Origin of the sequence: Pseudomonas oryzicola (genome assembly GCF_014269185.2) — a bacterium.
GTDB classification, from domain to species: domain Bacteria; phylum Pseudomonadota; class Gammaproteobacteria; order Pseudomonadales; family Pseudomonadaceae; genus Aquipseudomonas; species Aquipseudomonas oryzicola.
This window is the reverse complement of sequence record NZ_JABWRZ020000001.1, coordinates 598,730-615,324: the sequence shown is the minus strand read 5'-3', so window position 1 is coordinate 615,324 and position 16,595 is coordinate 598,730. Positions and strand designations below refer to the sequence as shown.

9 protein-coding genes and 1 pseudogene are annotated in these 16,595 nt (G+C 62.7%); 3 read left to right on the top strand and 7 right to left on the bottom strand.

What is annotated here, in order from left to right; translation table 11 throughout:
* Nucleotides 1-59: 59 nt before the first annotated feature.
* Both HU760_RS24625 and HU760_RS24620 read left to right on the top strand, forming a co-directional pair.
* Nucleotides 60-1,100: pseudogene (locus HU760_RS24625) on the top strand (methyl-accepting chemotaxis protein); the annotation flags it as partial.
* A gap of 9 nt (nucleotides 1,101-1,109) precedes the next feature.
* Entirely contained in the window at nucleotides 1,110-2,003 is an 894-nt protein-coding gene (locus tag HU760_RS24620; RefSeq protein ID WP_437179849.1) for a methyl-accepting chemotaxis protein, read from the top strand.
* 60 nt (nucleotides 2,004-2,063) lie between these two features.
* Here HU760_RS24620 and HU760_RS02765 read toward each other — a convergent pair whose 3' ends face one another.
* The 7 genes from HU760_RS02765 to pip form a co-directional block, all read right to left on the bottom strand.
* A complete protein-coding gene (locus HU760_RS02765) occupies nucleotides 2,064-2,798 on the bottom strand; it encodes an amino acid ABC transporter ATP-binding protein (protein ID WP_170034317.1) in 735 nt (244 codons plus the stop codon).
* Nucleotides 2,791-3,753 (bottom strand): amino acid ABC transporter permease, encoded by a 963-nt coding sequence (locus HU760_RS02760; protein ID WP_186672305.1) that lies wholly within the window; start codon nucleotides 3,751-3,753, stop codon nucleotides 2,791-2,793. The genes HU760_RS02765 and HU760_RS02760 overlap by 8 nt, the downstream gene beginning before the upstream one ends.
* Nucleotides 3,754-3,832: 79 nt before the next feature.
* Nucleotides 3,833-4,630 (bottom strand): transporter substrate-binding domain-containing protein, encoded by a 798-nt coding sequence (locus tag HU760_RS02755; protein WP_186672975.1) that lies wholly within the window; start codon nucleotides 4,628-4,630, stop codon nucleotides 3,833-3,835.
* Between the two features lie 211 nt (nucleotides 4,631-4,841).
* Complete coding sequence (gene mdoH, locus HU760_RS02750; protein ID WP_186672304.1) at nucleotides 4,842-7,415, bottom strand: glucans biosynthesis glucosyltransferase MdoH; 2,574 nt, start codon at nucleotides 7,413-7,415, stop codon at nucleotides 4,842-4,844.
* Nucleotides 7,408-9,126, bottom strand: a complete 1,719-nt coding sequence (locus HU760_RS02745; RefSeq protein ID WP_217858964.1) for a glucan biosynthesis protein G — start codon at nucleotides 9,124-9,126, stop codon at nucleotides 7,408-7,410. Before HU760_RS02745 ends, mdoH begins: the two co-directional genes overlap by 8 nt.
* A 263-nt stretch (nucleotides 9,127-9,389) precedes the next feature.
* A complete protein-coding gene (gene dtd / locus HU760_RS02740; protein WP_186672302.1) occupies nucleotides 9,390-9,827 on the bottom strand; it encodes a D-aminoacyl-tRNA deacylase in 438 nt (145 codons plus the stop codon).
* The gene (gene pip / locus HU760_RS02735) at nucleotides 9,824-10,795 is read right to left on the bottom strand and encodes a prolyl aminopeptidase (RefSeq protein WP_186672301.1); all 972 of its coding nucleotides are present in this window, start codon (nucleotides 10,793-10,795) and stop codon (nucleotides 9,824-9,826) included. The genes dtd and pip overlap by 4 nt, the downstream gene beginning before the upstream one ends.
* Before the next feature lie 168 nt (nucleotides 10,796-10,963).
* Here pip and HU760_RS02730 point away from each other — a divergent pair, with 168 nt between their 5' ends.
* Nucleotides 10,964-16,477: a dermonecrotic toxin domain-containing protein gene (locus HU760_RS02730; RefSeq protein ID WP_225932795.1), complete on the top strand. Its 5,514-nt coding sequence runs from the start codon at nucleotides 10,964-10,966 to the stop codon at nucleotides 16,475-16,477.
* Nucleotides 16,478-16,595: the final 118 nt, after the last annotated feature.

The window sequence follows — 16,595 nt, the reverse complement described above, 5'->3', positions numbered from 1 at the left end:
CAGAGGTGTGGTGCTGGCAATTCGCCTGCGCCCCCTCCCCAATTGCACGGAGACTCACCATGCTCGGCTACCTCAACCGCAAGCTCGGCAACATCAGTGTCGGTGCCAAGTTGGCCCTCGGCTTTGCCGTGGTGCTGCTGCTTACCCTGGCTACTACGATCAGCGGCTGGCGCGCGCTGGATGGCGCTATCGTGCGCTCGCAGCAACTCAGCGAGATAGGCCTGATCAACGATCTGACCAAAGACCTGCGCGCAGAGCGCATCACCTACCGCGTTCTCAACGATGACACCAGCCGATCGCAGATAACCAGCATCCTCGACCAGCTGAACAACATGCTGACCACCCTGCAGCAACGCAGCAACGTCGATGAATCACGACAGATACTCAGCGAAAAGCTGGCATTGCTGCAGCGCCTGCGTGACGATTTCAGCGAACTGCAACGCAGCGTCGCCAATCGTATTGCCCTGCGCCAGGCCATGCAGGCCCAGGAGCAGAAACTCAACGACGCGATCGACGAACTGCAGACCCAGGCCTTGCTGAGGATGGGCGCGGACAGCCAGCAAAGAGGCGTACTCGGCTTGATGGACACGGTAAGCCGGCATATCGACGGTGCCAACCAGCAGAGCCTGGTGCCGGCTTACACCTTTTCCCCCGTAGAGGACTTCGCCAAGGTTGGAAACAGCGCCCTGGACGCCGCTGACAGCAGCCTTGAACAATTGCTCAGAGGCCTTGCCCCACTGGGCTTGCCCCGCGCCCTGACCGAACAGCCTGGGGCCGAACTGGCCAAATACCGCGCCAGCCTGGACCAGTACCGCCGCACCGCCGTGCGCGTCGAGCAATTACAGAACAGCCTGGAAACAATGGGCGACGAATTGCGTGCCGTGAGCCTGGAGCTGGGCAAGCGCAAGGTCGAACAACGCGACAGCGAGGCTCTCGCCGCCCGCTCGTTGCTGACCAGTGTGGCACTGCTGGCACTGGTGGTAGGGGTACTGGCCGGCTGGCTGATCACCCTGCAGATTACCCAGCCCCTGCGCCAGACGCTGGCTGTGGCCGCGCGCATTGCCAAAGGCGACCTGAGCCAGGTCGAAGCGGTGCACCGCCGTGACGAAATGGGCCAGTTGCAAAGCAGCATGCGCGACATGACCTTGAGCCTGCGCGAGCTGATCGGCGGCATCGACCAGGGTGTCGGCCAGTTGTCCCAGGCTGCCGCGGAGCTGGCCACCAGCAGCGAGGATACCAAGCTGCGCATCAACCAGCAGCGCGAGGAAACCGACCAGGTGGCCACCGCCATGAACCAGATGAGCGCCACGGTGCAAGAGGTCGCGCAGAATGCCGAACAGGCCTCACTGGCCGCGACCAATGCCGACCAGCAGGCACAGATGGGTGACCAGGTAGTGGCCGAGGCCATCGGCCGTATCGAACAGCTGGCCGGGCAGATGGACCATTGCCTGGCAGCCATGCAGCACCTGGCAGGCGAGAGCCAACGCATCGGCAGCATCCTCGATGTGATCAAGTCGGTGTCCGAACAGACCAACCTACTGGCCCTGAACGCAGCGATCGAAGCGGCGCGGGCCGGTGAAGCCGGGCGCGGCTTCGCCGTGGTTGCCGACGAGGTCCGTGGCCTGGCTCAGCGCACATCGACAGCGACCGAAGAAATTGGCCAACTGATCGACAGCTTGCACAACGGTACCGACGAAGTGACCCGCCTGCTCGACAACAGCAAGAACCTGACCGAGCAAAGCGTGGAACTGAGCCGCAGGGCCGGGCATGCGTTAAGCCAGATTACCGACACGGTGTCGAGCATCCAGGGCATGAACCAGCAGATCGCCACGGCCAGTGAAGAACAGAGCGTGGTTGCCGAACAGATCAACCGTAGTGTGCTGAATGTGCGGGATGTGTCGGATCAGACCAGCGCAGCCAGTGAGCAGACGGCGGCTTCGAGCGGGGAACTGGAACAGTTGGGGCAGCAGCTGCGGGAGATGGTGAGGCGGTTCAGCATTTGAGATTGCCGGGGCTGCTCTGCAGCCCTTCACTACACTGGGGGCGCAAAGCGCCCCCAGTGATTACAGCACCTGGCGCAGGAAGGCCTGCGCGCGCGGGTCCTTCGGCGCTGCGAAGAATGCCGCTGGCGGCGAGTCCTCCAGCAACTTGCCATGGTCGAAGAACAGCACGCGGTCCGCCACTTCACGGGCAAAGCCCATTTCATGGGTGACGCAGACCATGGTCATGCCCTCCTGGGCGAGGGTCTTCATCACGTCCAGCACCTCGCCGACCATTTCCGGGTCCAGTGCCGAAGTCGGCTCGTCGAACAGCATCACTTTCGGGTCCATGGCCAGGGCACGGGCAATCGCCACCCGCTGCTGTTGGCCGCCGGACAGGCGTGACGGGTATTCGTTGGCCTTCTGCGCAATGCCGACTTTCTCCAGCAGCGCCCGGGCCTTGGCCTCGCGCTCAGCCTTGTTGCGCTTGCGCACCACCTTCTGCGCCAGACACAGGTTTTCCAGCACGGTCATGTGCGGGAACAGGTTGAAGTGCTGGAACACCATGCCGACTTCGCGGCGGTAGGCGTTGATGTCGGTCTTCGGGTCAGCCAGTTGCAGGCCGTCGATGGCCACATGGCCCTGGTCGAAATGCTCCAGGCCGTTGAGGCAGCGCAGGAAGGTCGACTTGCCCGAGCCCGACGGGCCGAGCACCACCACCACTTCGCCCTTGGCGACCTGGGTGGTGACGTTATCCACAGCGCGCACCACGTGGCCACGGGTGTCGAAGACTTTCAGCAGGTCACGGACTTCAATCACTTTGCGCAAGCCTCCGCTCGAGCCGGCTGGCCAGGTGCGACAGCGGCAGGTTGATCAGCAGGTACAGGCCTGCCACGCAGAACCAGATCTCGAAGGTCGAGAACGAGGTGGTGATGGCCTCGCGGCCACTCTTGGTCAGTTCGGTGATAGCGATCACCGAGACCAGCGAGGTGTCCTTGACCAGGCTGATGAACTGTCCGGCCAACGGCGGCAGCACACGTTTGAACGCCTGCGGCAGGATCACATGACGCATCGACTGGCCCGCATTCAGGCCCAGCGAGCGGGCGGCTTCGTTCTGGCCCTTGGCAATGGATTGCACACCGGCGCGCACGATCTCGGCCACATAGGCGCCAGTGAACAGCGCCAGCGCGGCCACCCCGGCAAACTCGCGGGACAGGTTGAGCACGGTGCCGATGAAGAAGTAGAAAATGAAAATCTGGACCAGCAGCGGGGTACCGCGTACCAGTTCGACATAGACCGTCGACAGGTCATGCAAAGTCGGGTTGCTGGACAGGCGGCAGAGGCCGGCGAACAGGCCGATGACCAGGCCCAGGGCACCGGACACCACCGAAATCCACAGGGTGGTCCACAGGCCCCAGGTCAGCGGGCCGGCGGCCCAGTGGCGGGTAACGCCGATCTGGTCACCTTCGGCGACATCATCGCCACGGGCCAGCTGCAGACTGTCCTTGGCCACGTCGAGCACCTGCTCGTCACCGTTCTCGTCCTTCAGCGTGACGCGAGCGCTATCGCCTGAGATGACGATATCCTGCACGGTACCGTAACCGGCGGCGCGCTGTGCCTCCTCGGCCTTGTAGGCGAAGTACTGCGGTACGCGGTTCCAGCGCCACTCGTAGGAAATCATCGAGGTGGCCAGGTACAGGCTGAACGCCAGGCCCACCAGGACCAGAGCGGTCAGGCCATGCCAGGGCCACTGGGCTTTCTTGTGTTTGATCACGTGGGGTACTTCCGTAAATGCGAACGCGCAGGGTTTGCCTGCGCGTCGGGGTCATAAAGCCGGGCTTGTGGCCTGGGCCTTATTCCATTTCCTTCAGCCAGTCCTTGTTCTTGAACCACTTGTCGTGAATACGATCGTAGGTCCCGTCGTTCTTGATCTGGTGCAGGAAGTTGTTGATGAAGTTGATGCTGTCGTAGTCGCCTTTCTTCAGGCCGAAGGCCAGCGGCTCATAGGTGAAGGGTTCTTCGAGGAACAGCAGCTTGCCGGCACCGGCTTTCTCCACGGCCACGACGTTGTATGGCGCGTCATAGACGAAGGCGTCAGCCTTGCCGTTGACCACGTCCATCACCGCTTCCTGCTCGTTGTCGTAGCCATGGTACTTGGCTTTGGCGATCAGCTTCTTGGCAACCATTTCGCCGGTGGTACCGAGCTTGGAAGTCAGGCGGTACTTTTCGTTGTTCAGGTCCTTGTACGACTTGATCTCGCCTGCCAGTTCCTTGCGGATCAGCAGGGTCTGGCCGACCACGATGAAAGGTTCGCTGAAGTTCAGGCGCAGGTTGCGTTCCTGGGTCAGGGTCATGCCGCTGCCGATCATGTCGAACTTGTCGGTCAGCAGGGCCGGGATGATGCCGTCGTAGGCGGTGGAGACTGGCTCGAACTTGACACCCATGGACTTGGCCATGGCTTTGAGGATATCGACTTCGAAGCCGATGATCTCGCCACGCTTGTTGGTCATCTGGAACGGCATGTAGGTCGGGTCCATGCCTACCCGCAGGGTGCCGCGCTTGACCGCGTCATCGATGGCACCCGCCTGGGCCGCAGTCACCGCGACCAGGGCGGTGACACCGACCAGCAGTCGCGAAAGGTATTTCTTGATCATCACCAGGTCCCCTAGCAAGAAAAGTAGCGAATCTTATTGTTGGCACGGCCGTACTGGCCGATGCGGCATATCGGAGAGGGATGCTAACGCATGGCGGCTCTCGGACCTAGAGCCGGCGGGGACTTTGTTGGCCAAAAAAACATCGCGAATAAATCCGCTCCTGCAGGCTTAACCCCGTAGGAGCGGATTTATCCGCGATTGGGATGGATCAGACGCCGACGAGCGCCGGCTGGCCTTCATTCTCCGGATGCAGCGGCAACAGCGGCGAATGCGGGTCGTTGTTGATCGACGCACGCCACACATCGATCCACGCCGCATTGTGCTCCGCCCACACCTGCTCGTGCAGGCGGCTCAGCGCCACCGGGTCGCTGAGCAAGGCCAGGCGGGTGTTGAGATCCAGCCCCTTCGGCCCGACCTCCATCGCCTTGGCCACACGCTCGGCACGCAGCGCCTCGATCGGTGCAGCCTGGCCGTGACGGGCCGTGGCCATGGCGCAGGCCAGGGCGTTCTGCCGTGGGTCGACCACAGCGCGCACGAAGCCATCATGCAGGGCATGCCAGCGGTTTTCATGGGTGTACTGGTCGGTCGCCAGCAGCTCCTGCGGGGTGGCGTATTCCTCGGGGATGAGGAACAGCTTCTCGTCCTTGGCTGCCAGGCCCAGGCGGGTGCGGCTGGAAATCACCGAAACCGGGATCGACAGCACCAGCGAACCGACGATAGGCGCCAGCCACCACAGGAAGCTCGGGTTCAGCCAGGCCACCAGCGCCGCCCAGGCAATACCCAGCAGAGTCTGCGGGCCATGCCGGCGCACGGCTTCGCCCCAGGGCGTGGAGTCGTCATCACGCTGCGGCGAGTTCCAGGTCGCCGCCCAGCCGAGGAACGCAGCCAGCACGAAACGGGTATGGAAGATCATCCGCACGGGTGCCAGCAGCATGGAGAACAACATCTCCATCAGCATCGACAGGGTGACCTTGATCCGCCCACCGAACTCGGTCGCGCCCTTGGCCCAGATCAGGATCACGCTGAGCAGCTTGGGCAGGAACAGCAGCACGATCGTGGTGGAGAACAGCGCCACGGCCTTCTCCGGGTGCCACTGTGGCCACAGCGGGTAGAGCTGGTACGGCTCGATGAAGTATTGCGGCTCCATCAATGTGTTGGTCGCCAACAGCGCGGTCGATAGCACCAGGAACAGGAACCACAACGGCGCCGACAGGTACGACATCACCCCGGTCAGGAACACCGCGCGGTGCACCGGGTGCATGCCCTTGACCAGGAACAGGCGGAAGTTCATCAGGTTGCCGTGGCACCAGCGGCGGTCACGCTTGAGCTCGTCGAGCAGGTTCGGCGGCAGTTCTTCGTAGCTGCCCGGCAGGTCGTAGGCGATCCACACGCCCCAACCGGCGCGGCGCATCAATGCGGCCTCGACGAAGTCGTGGGACAGGATCGCACCGGCGAACGCCCCCTTGCCCGGCAACGGCGCCAGGGCGCAGTGCTCGATGAAGGGCTTCATGCGGATGATCGCATTGTGGCCCCAGTAGTGCGACTCGCCCAGTTGCCAGAAATGCAGGCCGGCGGTGAACAGCGGGCCGTACACGCGGGTGGCGAACTGCTGCAGGCGCGCGTACAGGGTGTCCATGCCCGAGGCTTTCGGCCCGGTCTGGATGATGCCGGCGTCCGGGTTGGCCTCCATCAGGCGCACCAGGCTGCTCAGGCACTCGCCGCTCATGACGCTGTCGGCGTCGAGCACGACCATGTACTTGTACTCGCCACCCCAGCGACGGCAGAAGTCGTCGAGGTTACCGCTCTTGCGCTTCACCCGGCGCCGGCGGCGGCGGTAGAAGATGCGGCCGAAGCCTTTGGTTTCGCGGCACACGTCCAGCCAGGCCTGTTGTTCGGCGACGGCGATGTCGGTGTCGTTGGTGTCGCTGAGCACGAAGAAGTCGAAACGGTCGAGGTTGCCGCTGGCGGCTACCGACTCGAATGTCGCGCGCAGGCCGGCGAATACCCGCGGTACGTCTTCGTTGCAGATCGGCATCACCAGCGCGGTGCGCGCCTCGGGCGCGATCGGCTCATTGCCCGCACTGCTACCCGAGATCTTGTATTTGTCGCGCCCGGTGAGCAACTCGAGGAAGCCCATCAGTGCGGTCCAGAACCCCGCCGACACCCAGCAGAAGAGGATGCCAAAAAGAACCAGGATGGAGGTTTGCAGGGCATATGGCCATACCTGCACTACGGTGTCCCACAGCGGCTGGTTGGCGATTTCGTCGAAGTCCACGAACGACCAGCCCTGGTACGGCAGGATACCCTTCATGTACCAGCCGGCGATGATGGTCTGGCCGATCATCAGCGCCAGGAGGATGTAACGGCGGATCGAACCGACCGTGCGCCAGCGTGCCGGCGGCAGCTCGCGCTTGGGCGGCTGCGGTGCATTGGCACGGCCGGTCATGCGCCGCCACATGCGGATCAGCACGTTGGTACGCCATGGCTCGGGCACGACTTTGGTGCGTTTGATCGGCGGAGCGATCTTCAGGCACAGGCGGCCGCTGCCGTCGACGCCGAGCATTTCGGCGTCTTCCAGCTCGGCGGCACTGCCTACGGTCAGGCGCGAGCCCACCGAGGCCTGCACGGCCTCGGCAGAGCTGGCGGCCGGGTTGGCCGCCAGGCGTTGGTGCAGCTCACTGAAGGACGTGCAGCTGGCGAGTTCCGCCCGTTGCTCGTCGCTCAGTGGTAGATGGGCCAGGTATTCGCGCAGCGATTCCGGCCTTGCGCTTGAGTTACTCATCGGCAGGCAACTGATAGCTCCAGGTCTCGGTCAGCACCTTCTCGGTGGTGGCCGGGGTCCCGTTGGTGGGCGCCGCATCGGCGGCAGGTTGTTCGGCCTTGGCTTTGTCGGCCTTGGCATGCTTGGCTGCAGCCTTGTCCTGCTTGGCATCCGCGGCAGGCTTGGTGGTTTCGACCGGCACGTCACGCACCAGCGCGGCACGCATTTCGGTCGATTTGTTGGCCTCCTTGACCTTCAGACGCAGGGTGAGGCGCCAGCCTTTGGTCTCTGGGTTATAGCGCAGGTTGTTCTCGACCACCTCGGCGTTGTCACCCACGCTGATCTGGCTGCGCACGGCGGTGTCTTCCGGCAAGGCCGCCAGCGCCGGCCCGGCGAAGTCGACCAGGAAGGCCACGCTGCCGTCAGGCTGGCGGATCAGGTTGGACTGCTTGACATCACCGGTGGAGCGCAGGGTCTGCTTGACCCAGCCCAGCTCAGGCGCCTGGAACTTCGGCTCGTCGATGGTCCAGTGCAGGCGGTAGGCGTACTCGAACGGCTTGCCTTGCTCAGGCAGCTTCTCCGGGCTCCAGAAAGCCACGATGTTGTCGTTGGTTTCGTCGGCGGTCGGGATTTCGACCAGGTCGACGGTACCCTTGCCCCAGTCACCCTTCGGCTCGATCCAGGCGCTCGGGCGCTTCTGGTAGTTGTCGTCGAGGTCTTCGTAGTCACTGAACGCGCGCTGGCGCTGCATCAGGCCGAACCCGCGCGGGTTCTCGACGCTGAAGTTGCTCACGGCCAGGTGTTTCGGGTTGTTCAGCGGGCGCCACAGCCACTCGCCATTGCCAGCATGGATAGACAGGCCTTCGGAGTCGTGCAGGGCTGGGCGATAGTTGAGGACCTTGGACGGCTGGTTAGGGCCGAACAGGTACATGCTGGTCAACGGGGCGATGCCCAGGCGGCTGACGTGATCACGCAGGAATACACGGGATTGCACGTCGACCACGGTGTCGTTGCCAGGGCGCAGGGTCAGCTTGTAGGCGCCGGTGGAGCGCGGCGAGTCCAGCAGCGCGTAGATCACCAGGTGCTTGTCGGTCGGCTTGGGCTTCTCGACCCAGAACTCGGTGAAGCGCGGGAACTCCTCGCCCGACGGCAGCGCGGTGTCGATGGCCAGGCCACGGGCCGACAGGCCATACACGTGGCCCTTGCCGACCACACGGAAATAGCTGGCGCCAAGCAGGGTCATGATCTCGTCCTGCTTGTCGGCCTTGTTGATCGGATACAGCACGCGGAAACCGGCGTAACCCAGGTTCTTGGTGGTTTCCGGATCGTGCGGTACGTCACCGAACTCGAAGCGGCTCGGGTCGTACTTGATTTCCTCGACCTTGGTGGCGGTGACCTGGTTGATCTTCACCGGCGTGTCGAAGTGCATGCCCTGGTGATAGAACGACAGCTTGAACGGGGTCTTGTCCTTGGCCCACTCGGCCTTTTCCTGCAGGAAGTGGATCTTCTGGTAGTCCGCGAACTTCATGTCGCGGAACACCGCTGGCAGGTTGCTTTTTGGGGCTTCGTACTTCTGACCGGCCAGATCCTTTGCCTTGGCTGCAACATCGTCAAGATTGAATGCCCACAGCTGGCCCGCGCTCATCAGGCCGACCAGTGCCACACTGGCCATCAGAGCCTTGCGCAGCCCGTTGCCGGGGATTCTTGATGCTTTTTGTGGACTAACAATCACGAGCAACCCTCGCCGAAAACAGATCATGAAACCAACGGCCAGCGACAAATGCCGGGTTGGCGAGCACTGTTCGGACCCCGTGAGGGCGTAATGATTCCCCAAACGGATCCAGACAATGCTCGAGTCAAAGTGAAACGAGCCTGCGAACGCAGGCCCATGCAGCGCGCGATTATCCAGCAGGTCGCGTTACAACGCATCAGGCTGGAACAACTATTTATCGTACAAAACCCCTTGTTTTCCTGTGAACAGGGGGTTTTTCGACCTCATATTTGTAACATAAATGTTACGGGGCCATCATTGACCAGATGCACCTGCATGTCCGCGCCGAATTGCCCACTCGCCACGTTGCCATGCCGGGCCCTGGCCTGCTGCAAAAGATAGTCGAACAATTCGGCGCCAAGGGCCGGTGGCGCCGCCGTCGAAAAGCTTGGACGCATGCCATTGCGGGTATCCGCTGCCAGGGTAAACTGGGAAACCAGCAACAGCCCGCCGCCAACATCTTTCAGCGACAGGTTCATCTTGCCCTGCTCATCGCTGAATACACGGTAGTTCAATAATTTGTGCAATAGCTTGTCGGCATGCTCACGCGTATCCCCGGGCTCGACCGCCACCAGCACCAGCAACCCCTGGTCGATGGCTCCGACGATTTCCCCGGCCACCTCGACCCGTGCGCCACGCACGCGTTGCAGCAGGCCCCTCATGCTTCTTCCAGGGGCAGGTCGAGCAAGCGTCGGGCCATCTGGTCGGCAGCACGCACCAGGGCATCGGTGATGCCTGGCTCGGAAGCCGCGTGACCGGCGTCGCGGATCACCTTCAGTTCACTGTTCGGCCAGGCCTGGTGCAGCGCCCAGGCGTTGTCCAGCGGGCAGATCACATCGTAACGACCGTGCACGATCACTGCCGGCAGGTGGGCGATCTTCGGCAGGTCGCGGATCAGCTGATCCGGCTCGAGGAAAGCGTTGTTCATGAAGTAATGGCATTCGATGCGGGCAATCGACAAGGCGCGTTGCGGCTCGGAGAACCGGTCGACCACCAGTGGGTTCGGGCGCAGGGTGGCAGTACGGCCTTCCCAGGTGGACCAGGCCTTGGCGGCGTGCATCTGAGCGATCTGGTCGTTGCCGGTCAGGCGTTTGTGGAAAGCCGCCACCAGGTCGCCACGTTCTTCCGGCGGGATTGGTGCGATGTAGTCCTGCCAGTAGTCGGGGAACAGCCGGCTGGCGCCCTCCTGGTAGAACCAGTGGATCTCCTGGGGCCGGCACAGGAAGATGCCGCGCAGGATCAGGCCGTGCACCCGCTCGGGGTGCGTCTGGGCGTAGGCCAGGGCCAGGGTAGAACCCCACGAGCCACCGAACAGCACCCACTTGTCTATGCCGAGGTGCTCGCGGATACGCTCCAGGTCCTCGACCAGGTGCCAGGTGGTGTTGTTCTCCAGGCTCGCATGCGGCGTGGAGCGGCCACAGCCGCGCTGGTCGAAGGTGATGATGCGATACAGCGTCGGGTCGAAGTAGCAGCGGCTCTGGGCGTCGCAGCCAGCCCCCGGGCCACCGTGGATGAACACCACCGGCAAACCTTCTGGCGAGCCGCTTTCGTCGACATACAGCACATGCGGCGCTTCCACGGCCAGATCGTGCCGGGCGTAGGGTTTGATCTGCGGGTACAGGGTCTGCATTGCGCACTCCGTGTGAGGATTATTCGGCCGTGGGCCATCATAAACCTGAATTGCGCTTTCAGCACCGTCCTCTCTGACACGTCCGCAGTGCAACGACAGACATATCTACCTCACACAGGCCAGGCAAGCCGGTGATAGTCCCTTGTCCTATCATGCAAGGCCGCCGATATGCCAAACCCAGCGATTTCCCAGCCTGGCGTTCATTACGCCACCATCGAACGCAAGATCCCCGCCTGGCTCAAGCTTGCCCCCCCCGAAATCCATCGCGCGATGCGCAACTGGCAGCAGGCACCCGCCTGGCTGCCGGCAGCGATCCAGCGACAACCGGACATCGCCAGAGCATGGCAGGAAGAACATGCCCGCCATCGCGAGCATCAGGCGCAGGTGCACAAACTGTTCGAGCAGCTACCGGACCTGGAGACCTACGCCTGCGAAACGCTGACCGATGCGATCAGGCAGCGCTTCGGGCTTGACCTGGACGTACGCAATACCTATCTGGTCGATACCCGTCTGATCGACACCAGTAATGCGATTGGCAGCCGTCAGGCGATCGATCGGGCCACCCGTTCGCTGCTGCACTGCGCGCTGCACAACTTCGACCAGGACGCAGCTGCAGAGCATGGCATGGATGTACCCGGCGCCTTGCTGGAAAAGTCGGTCATCCTCGATCACCGCCGCTTCATGGGCACGGTGCCGATCACCAATACCGTGGGAATCCCGGCCGAAGCTTTCGCCGACTTGTGCCGTACCCTCGATATCGGCGGCAAGTACCATGAGCGGGTGCATGCCATCTACTACCCTGCCGGCATGCCACAAGCAGAGGCCGACGATGCCGCACTGGCCGTCTATGAAACCCTGGGCCGAGCCGAAGTCTCGGCATTCAGGCAGGCCCTGCATTTCGCCCGGCTCAAGGGCGATATCAGCGAAAAGCTGTACACCGCGGCCCTTGCCGTTCCCCTTGACCAGGCGCCGTCGGCCGGTTCGACAGTAACGTTCAACATGCTCGACTTGTGGGAGGCGGAACTGACCGGCGTTGTGCTCATCACCCTGCAAGCTGGCGACCACCAGGCCGTGGCCCTGTACATCCCGGAGGACAGCCTGCTGCCACTCAAGGAATTCACCAGCCAGGAAGCCTTGATGGCCGAGCTCGGCGAAAGGCTGCAGGCCGATATCCATTACCTGGACAAACACATCGCCGACCGTGACAAAGCGTCGGTCAGCGCCCGTCTGAAGGACCGGCTCACACCGCTGGGCTGGAGTATCAGGGGGATCCGTGAGCCTGTTGCCGACCTGCATGCCACCCTGTATCCCGTGGCAACACCGTTCGGCCACGCATTCCAGGGTGTCACGGCCTTTCAGAAAGCCCAGCGCCATGAAAAGGATGTGCTGTTTCACGCCGTGCCAACCGAGATCGTCGACCGGCGCACCGCGCAGGCGCACCGGGAACTGATAGCCGGGCGGGTGCTCACCGCTATCAACATTGCCGGCTTCTTCGTGCCTGGGTTGGGTGAGGCCATGCTGGCTGTGTGTGTAGCCCAGCTGGCTTTCGAGGTATATGACGGCATCGAAGCCTGGAAAAACGACGAACGCGACATTGCCTATGGCTACCTGGTCGATGTCATCGAGAATGTGGCGATCATGGCGGCTCTCAGCGCGGCGGCCAAGGCCTTGAGGGAAGCGCAGGGCGGCGAAGCCGGCAACGCAACGGAGGTGCCAGCAGTTGATGATGGTGAGCCGGAAATAGAGCGTATCTCCGTGGAAACGCCGTCCTTCATCGAGGAACTGGACGATGTGGAAACGCCCGATGGCCAGGTTCGGCTGTGGAAACCCGACCTTGCGCCATATCGGAGCACCGAGATGTTGCCCGAAGGCCTGGAAGCGGACGCGCTCGGCCTGCGCCAACATGATGGCAGGCACTGGCTGGTTGTGCAGGGTGACCACTACATTGTCGAACAGGAGGCAGCAACAGGCGAATACCGCCTGCAACACCCGCAGGATCCTGGGCGTTATCAACCGCCATTGCGGCACAACGGCGCCGGCGCCTGGTTGCTCGGAACGGATCGACCGCTGAGCTGGTCGGGCATGCAGCTGCTGCGCCGTATCGGCCACTTGAGCGCACATTTCGACGAGGCGACGCTACAACGCATCGTCGCCATCAGCGGCAGCGACGAAGATCAACTGCGCCGGGCCCTGGCGACGAACCAGCGGCTGCCGGCCCTGCTCGAAGATACCTTGCAACGCTTCAGGCTGGACGGCACCCTCCGTCTGCGACCCGGCGCCAGCACGCGACCTGCCGAATTCCACAGAGCCTACACCGCCTTGCCGATCGCACTCGCCCCAGGTGCCGAGGCCCTCCAGCGGGTTTACCCACGGCTGCCGGCGGTGGTGGCCAATGAACTGGCCCGCGCCGCCAGCACCAACGAACTGCAGATGCTCGGCAACGACAAGGTGCCCCTGCGTCTCAACGAAGAGATTCGCGTCTACCAGCAACAGATTCGCCTGGCCCGCGCCTACGAAGGGCTGTACCTGTCCGGCGTGTCGAACTGGGACAGCGACCGGTTGATCGTGCATACCCTGATGCAGCTACCGGGCTGGCCGGCGGAAACTCGGGTGCGCCTGCTGCAGCGCCTGGCATGGCCGGCTCAGAACCATGAGCTGGGCCCGCAGGAGGGCCATCCGTACAAAACCATTACCCACGCCGAGGCCGGGTATATCGTTCACGATGACAGCCAGCCGGGGGCAGTGGTGAGCCTCTACCCCAGCCTTTACGCTGCCTTGTACCAGGCTCTGCCAACAGCCATGAGGGAAATGCAGATCGCCGACCAGCAGGTGCTCGAGCAACTGATACAGGAAAGCCCGTTGCTACCGCGCCAGGCACTGAGGGCGCTTCTGCGCATGCAGCCGGTGCGCCCCGGTTACCGCTCGCCCATGCGCCTGGCTGATGGCCGCCTGGGCTACCCGCTCAGTGGCAGCGGCACACCCGCACTGGACGTTACCCGCGCGCGACTGATCGAAGCCGTCGAGGCTACAGGGCTGGCTACACGTACCGGTCGCTCGGCGGACCAGATTCTGCGGGACCTTTCCATCAGCCGTACACCACTGCAAGTCCTCGAGCATCTGCAGGCATTGCTTGAACAGCGCAACGAACTGCAAAGCCGGCTGGATGACTGGAGCGAAGCCATATCACCTGCAACCGACCAGGCAGCACGCGATTACGACAGCCTGCGTGAGTCGATCCTGCAGCACTGGTATGACCTCGCGCTGGACGAAACAGCCGAACATGCTGCCGAGCTGCGTATTACCCGCGTTCCTATGGTCGATATCCCTCTGACCCTACCCGACTTCTTCACTACCCGCGTGCGTAACCTGAGCCTGGTCGACCTGCCATCAGGATCCCTGGCTGGCTGGGCGCAGAACGAGCGCCTGCTGCAACGTCTGCTCAGCCAGATGCGAAACATCGAGTCGCTGGAAATCAGCCGCCCCTATGACCCCAGGGCAACGCCCTCCTCCTTCGTGTTCAGTGTGCCTACCATTACCGAGAACCTGCCACGCTTGCAGCGCCTGACATTGACCAATCAGAACATCGCGCTGTCCGAGAGCGACCTGAACCTGTTGTCCGGGCTTGGCCAGTTGCGGTATCTGGACTTGAGCGGCAATCGGCTGGCGCAAAACAACAGCCCCAGCTTTCACGAGCTGACCCTGGATTACCTGGGCCTGAACCAGATGCAATTGTCACAATGGCCTATCGGCATTGGCAGCGATGCCCTTGGCCGCATCGGCCACCTGTCCCTGCGCGACAACAACCTCAGGTCGTTGCCCTCGTTCCTGCTCAATGAAGCAGCGACCCTGGCCACTCCGCCCGTCATTTCGCTGCAGGGCAACAGCATCAATGCAAACGACTTGCAGCGCTTGCTGCTCACCGAGGGCGTCGACATGTCCGGAATCGTCACGGACCAGCCTGCCGCGCTCAGCGAACAACTCAGCCGTATCCGCAACGAGCGCCAGCAGGTGCGAGACGCAATCGATGGCTGGGCCCACGCCTCCAGTTCGAGCAACCCGCTGACTCAGGAAGCACTGGCGGACAGGCAGCGCATCGAGGTCGCGATCAGTGAATTCTGGCAACAACAGGAGCGGGGGCAGCTATACCTGCGCCTGCAACTCGAGGATGTGGCCATCGAACATTTCCCCCGCCGGCTGCCGGCCTTCTTCGGCGAGCGCGTACGGGCACTGAGCTTGACTCGCCTGCGTGGCAGTGCTTCGCAGCTCGACGAACTGCTGCGCCGTTTTCCCAATGTCACCCGGTTGACCATCGATGCCCACCAGGCAGCCACACCTGCGCTGGCCTCGGCCCTGACGCGGGTGCCTCAACTCACCTATCTGGAGTTCCGCAACATGGACCTGGAGGTCGACCAGTCCATGCTCAACCTCTTCGCGCGGCTGGAACACCTTACCTCGATAGACCTCTCCGGCAACCGCGCGGGCATCATCAACCAGGTGCCCGCACAGCTGTCGCGCAACCTCCAGTCACTGGCGTTGGCCAACATGAACCTGCAAGCCTGGCCAAGCTGGTGTGACAGCCTGTTGCCCCTCGAGCTGCTGGACTTGAGCTCGAACAATATCAGCGAGTTGCCTGAGCACATCCTGTCGAACCTGAACAGCCCGATGCCGATCTCGTCGATCGCTCTTTTCGATAACCCATTGCCGCTCGACACCATCCTGCGTGTGCGGGCTTTCTCGGACAGCCAGCACAGTTATTCCTTCGCCCTGGATATCCCTGGCAACCTGCAACTGGTCGATTCCTCGAGCAGCGGCTCACTCGATCACCCTCACTTCCCTCTGCTGGGCGACGATACGCCGAGGCTGGAGGACTGGATGCTGGGCAACGAGGCGCAGAACGAGGCATTGCAGGACTGCTGGCAACGGCTGGAAGGCAGTGACCTGCTGCGCCTGGTGGGCCGCCTGCACAATGCTGCTCCATATGTCGACCCGAACACGCGAACCACGTTCTGCGAGCGAGTACGGCTGATGCTGGTGGCGGCCCTCAGCAACGAGATTGAACGCGCAACGATGGAGCAGATTGCTTTGGAGGGCTTGCCCCACCCAGTGACCGGGGCTCAGACCTGCCATGATGGTGCATTGCAGACATTCAACAACATCGAACTGTACCTTATGAACCGGCACCTGCTGGTCGACGCTGGCGATACGCTGCAAGCGCTGCGCCGGCGCCTGTTGCAGCTGTTCCGGATCGATCAGCTGGAGGAACTGGCCGAGCACAGGACTGGCTCGGGGGACACAGTCTCGGTGAGACTGGCCTACCGTCGCGACCTGGCCAGGGAACTGGATCTACCGATCGCCGACAGCATGCGATTTCGAGGTGCCGCGAACCTGGCGCGCGGTGAGCTGTCCAGCGTGCTGGAAAAGGTCCGCCAGCGGGAACTGAGCGATGAACTGGTCGACTATATGCTGGCAAATAGCGACTGGACCACGCGCCTGCGCGCCGAACATGCCGATCGCTTTGCCGAAATAGAGGCACGCTTCCGCCTGCGCGTACTCGAGCTGGCCAGCATGGACCACCCGCTTCAGGACGAGTTGAACCTGCAGCGAGGACTGCAGGAAGACAAGAACCAGGAAGAGCACGATCTGCTGCGTGAACTTACCCTCGCGCAGATCAACAACAACTGACGCTGGATGACGGGCGGCGCGTGTAGCGTGCATCGCGTCGCCCTTTTCATGGCCGGACCTTTACCGCCGGTATCGCGCCTCACCCCATTTCAGTAGTGCCTGTCGAGGACGATGCGTT